The organism is Micromonospora echinofusca, assembly GCF_017614955.1.
GTDB classification, from domain to species: Bacteria; Actinomycetota; Actinomycetes; order Mycobacteriales; family Micromonosporaceae; genus Micromonospora; species Micromonospora echinofusca_A.
In genome coordinates this window covers 1-4,179 of the sequence record NZ_WVUH01000487.1, presented here as the reverse complement: position 1 = coordinate 4,179, position 4,179 = coordinate 1, and the positions used below count along the sequence as shown (strand labels likewise).

Annotated in this window: 2 protein-coding genes and 1 pseudogene; all 3 read left to right on the top strand. The window is 72.7% G+C overall.

Features of this window, described 5'->3' with window-relative positions; translation table 11 throughout:
• Positions 1-293 precede the first annotated feature (293 nt).
• Positions 294-2,351: pseudogene (locus GSF22_RS31450) on the top strand (APC family permease); the annotation flags it as partial.
• Positions 2,352-2,491: 140 nt separating this feature from the next.
• On the top strand, positions 2,492-3,736 hold the full coding sequence (locus GSF22_RS31445) for a class I SAM-dependent RNA methyltransferase (RefSeq protein WP_208817548.1): 1,245 nt from the start codon (positions 2,492-2,494) through the stop codon (positions 3,734-3,736).
• A 67-nt stretch (positions 3,737-3,803) separates the two neighbouring features.
• Positions 3,804-4,179: anhydro-N-acetylmuramic acid kinase (locus GSF22_RS31440; protein WP_244454486.1), on the top strand; the 376-nt coding region annotated here is incomplete at its 3' end.

The window sequence follows — 4,179 nt, the reverse complement described above, 5'->3', positions numbered from 1 at the left end:
CCCCATGATCACGACGTGCACGGTCCCTCCCGAATCGCGCGTGGCGCCGGCCGGTGCCCGCGACGCTCAGCCAGCCACAGCGGCCCACTGGTGTTCAGCGTGCCATGGGTGGCCAGTGCCGCCCAGCGTGCCATGGTGGCCTACCCGTGCTCAGCGTGCCCCGGGCGGGCCGCCCGTGCCCAGCGTGCCACGGTGCGCCGGCCCGGCGCCGGCCGACGGTACTCCGCCGCCACGGTGGCCTTGATCAGCCACCCCCGGGTGTCCAGCCCGCGCTGGTCGTACCCTTAGCGGTTGTGGCCAGACCCACCTCGTTGCTGAAACGCCTGCTCGTCGGCCGGCCCTTCCGGTCCGACCGGCTCCAGCACACCCTGCTGCCGAAGCGCATCGCGCTGCCCGTCTTCGCCTCCGACGCGCTCTCCAGCGTGGCGTACGCACCGGACGAGATCCTGCTGACCCTGTCGATCGCGGGAGCGTCGGCGTACCTCTTCTCCCCGTGGATCGCGCTCGCGGTGGTGGTGGTCATGCTCACCGTGGTGGCCAGCTACCGGCAGAACGTGCACGCCTACCCCTCCGGGGGTGGCGACTACGAGGTGGCCACCGTCAACCTCGGCCCCCGGTTCGGGGTGGGGGTGGCCAGCGCGCTGCTGGTCGACTACGTGCTCACCGTGGCGGTGTCGGTCTCCTCCGGGGTGGCCAACCTCGGCTCGGTCATCCCCTTCGTGGCCACCCACAAGGTGCTCATCGCGGTCACCGCGGTGGTGCTGCTGACCGCGATGAACCTACGCGGTCTGCGGGAGTCCGGTACCGCCTTCGCCATCCCCACCTACGGCTTCATCATCGTCATGGTCGGCATGATCCTGACCGGCCTGATCCGGGTCTTCGTGCTCGGTCACGACCTGCGCGCCCCCAGCGCCGACCTGGTGATCCAGGCCGAGCACAGTGTCACCGGGTTCGCCCTGGTCTTCCTGCTGCTGCGGACCTTCTCCTCCGGTTGCGCGGCGCTCACCGGCGTGGAGGCGATCTCCAACGGGGTACCGGCGTTCAAGGCGCCGAAGAGCCGCAACGCGGCCACCACCCTGCTGCTGCTCGGCGTCACCGCGATCACCATGCTGGTCGGCATCATCTGGTTGGCCCGCCTCACCGGCCTCCAGTTCGTCGAGGATCCGAAGCTCCAGATCGTCTCCGGCCCCGACGGGTACGTGCAGAAGACGGTCACCACCCAGCTCGGCGAGACCATCTTCGGCTCCGGCTCGGTCCTGCTCTACGTGGTCGCCGGGATGACCGCCCTGATCCTCTTCCTGGCCGCCAACACCGCGTTCAACGGTTTCCCGGTGCTCGGCTCGATCCTCGCCCAGGACCGGTTCCTGCCCCGGCAGTTGCACACCCGGGGCGACCGGCTCGCGTTCTCCAACGGGATCGTGTTCCTCGCCGTCTTCGCGATCGTGCTGATCGTCGGGTTCCAGGCCGAGGTGACCAGGCTGATCCAGCTCTACATCGTCGGCGTGTTCGTCTCGTTCACCCTGTCCCAGGCCGGGATGATCCGGCACTGGAACCGGCTGCTGCGTACCGAACGGGACCCGGAGGCCCGGCGGCGGATGATCCGGTCCCGGGCCATCAACGGTTTCGGCATGGCGCTGACCGGGCTGGTGCTGGTCATCGTGCTGGTGACGAAGTTCCTGCTCGGCGCGTGGATCGCGATCGCCGCGATGGCGGTGATCTACGGGCTGATGCTGGCCATCCGGCGGCACTACGACCGGGTCGCCACCGAGTTGACCCCGGCCGACGACGGCCGCCCGGTGCTGCCGGCCCGCAACCACGCGATCGTGCTGGTCAGCAAGGTCCACCAGCCGACCCTGCGGGCGGTCGCCTACGCCCAGGCGACCCGGCCGGACACGCTGACCGCGGTCACCGTCAACGTCGACGACAAGGACACCCGCCACCTCCAGGCCGAGTGGGAACGCCGGGACGTACCGGTACCGCTGACCGTGATCGACTCGCCGTATCGTGAGATCACCCGTCCCATCCTCGACTTCGTCGCCTCGGCCCGCCGGGAGTCACCCCGCGACGTGGTCACCGTCTTCATCCCCGAGTACGTCGTGGGCCGCTGGTGGGAGAACCTGTTGCACAACCAGAGCGCGTTGCGCCTCAAGGGGCGCCTGCTCTTCGAACCGGGAGTGATGGTGACCAGCGTGCCGTGGCAGCTCGTGTCCAGTCGGAGCAGGGATCTCGCGCGGTACGACGCCACACTCAGCCGGGGACCGGCGCGGGGCCCCCGGGTCGCGCCGCGCAGTACCCTGCCGCCGGCCGTACCGGCGGCGCCGGAAGCCACCGGCGACCGGCCCTCCGGCGGCTCCGCCGGGTCGTCGGGCGGTTCTGCTGGTCCGTCGGGGTCGTCGGGCGGTTCTGCTGGTCCGTCGGGGTCGTCGGGCGGCTCCGCCGGGTCGTCGGGGTCCCCCGGTGGTTCCGCCGACCGGCCGTCGGGCGGTGAGCGGTGAGTCGCGGCGAGGCGGAGCGGGTGGAACTGACCGTCGGTGCGGTGGCGCCCGGTGGGCACTGCGTCGCCCGGCTGGACGGCCAGGTGGTCTTCGTCCGGCACGCCCTGCCGGGGGAGCGGGTGGTCGCCGAGATCACCGAGGTGCACCGGGGTTTCCTGCGGGCCGACGCGGTCACCGTCCTCGACGCCGCCGCCGACCGGGTCGAACCACCCTGCCCGTACGCCCGACCGGGCCGCTGCGGTGGCTGTGACCTGCAGCACGTCGCACCGGCCGCCCAGCTCGACTGGAAGACCTCGGTGGTGGTCGAGCAACTGACCCGGCTGGGCGGCCTCACCCCGGCCGAACTGGACCGGCTCGACGTACGGGTCGAGGCGCTCCCCGGCGGTCCGCTGGGCTGGCGCTCCCGGGTGCGGTACGCGGTGGACGCCGCCGACCGGGCCGGCCTGCTCAAACACCGCTCGCACGAGGTGGTGCCGGTGGACCGCTGCCTGATCGCCCACCCGGCGATCCGGGACCTGCCGGTACTGGCCGACAGCGGGACCCGCTGGCCGGACGCCGAGGTGGTCGCCACGGTCGCCTCGACCGGCGGGGACGTCAGCGTGGCCACGGTCACCGACGGGACCACCACCCCGGTCAGCGGGCCGCCGGTGGTCCGCGAGGTGGCCGCCGGACGCGAGTGGCGACTGCCCGCCGACACGTTCTGGCAGGTACACCCGGCGGCGGCGGACACCCTGGTGGCGGCCGTCCTGGCGCAGCTCGCCCCGCAGCCCGGCGAGTCGGCCTGGGACCTGTACGGCGGGGCGGGACTCTTCGCCGCTGCGCTCGCCGACCGGGTCGGCCCGTCCGGCCGGGTCACCCTGGTCGAGTCGGCCGCCCAGGGCGTGGCCGCCGCCCGGGACAACCTGACCGACCTGCCACAGGTCGAGATCGTGGCCGCCCGGGTGGAGACCGCCCTGGCCCGGCGACGGATCACCGGACCGGTCGACCTGGTGGTGCTCGACCCGCCCCGGACCGGCGCCGGTGCTCCGGTGGTCCGCGCCGTGCTGGCCGCCGGACCGCGCGCCGTCGCGTACGTGGCCTGCGACCCGGCCGCCTTCGCCCGGGACGTGCGTACCTTCACCGGGGCCGGCTGGCGGCTGGCCGAACTGCGTGGCTTCGACCTGTTCCCGATGACCCAGCACGTGGAACTGGTCGGTCTGCTGGTCCCCGATGCCCGGCGTCGACCTGACGCCGGGTGTTAACCGGGGGCCCTTCCTATACCAGAAACGTTAAGAAGGGGCCCTTCCTTACATGCGGGTTGTGGGGTTGATGTCGGGGACGTCGTACGACGCGGTGGACGTCGTGGCGGCGGAGTTCACGGCCGAGGGGGAGACGCTCCGGTTGCGCCCGCTGGGCAGCCGGAGCCTGCCCTACGACGACGGGCTGCGGGCGGAGATCGCCGGGCTGCTGCCGCCCGGGTCGACCACGATCGACGCGGTGTGCCGGCTGGACAACCGGCTCGGGCAGCTCTTCGCCGAGGCGGCGGCGGTCGGGGTGGAGCTGGCCGGCGGCCGGGCCGACCTGGTCGTCTCACCGGGGCAGACGGTCTTCCACTGGGTGCGGGAGGGCCGGGCGCAGGGCACCCTCCAGCTCGGCGCCCCGGCCTGGGTGGCCGCCCGGGTGGGCGTACCGGTCCTGTCCGACC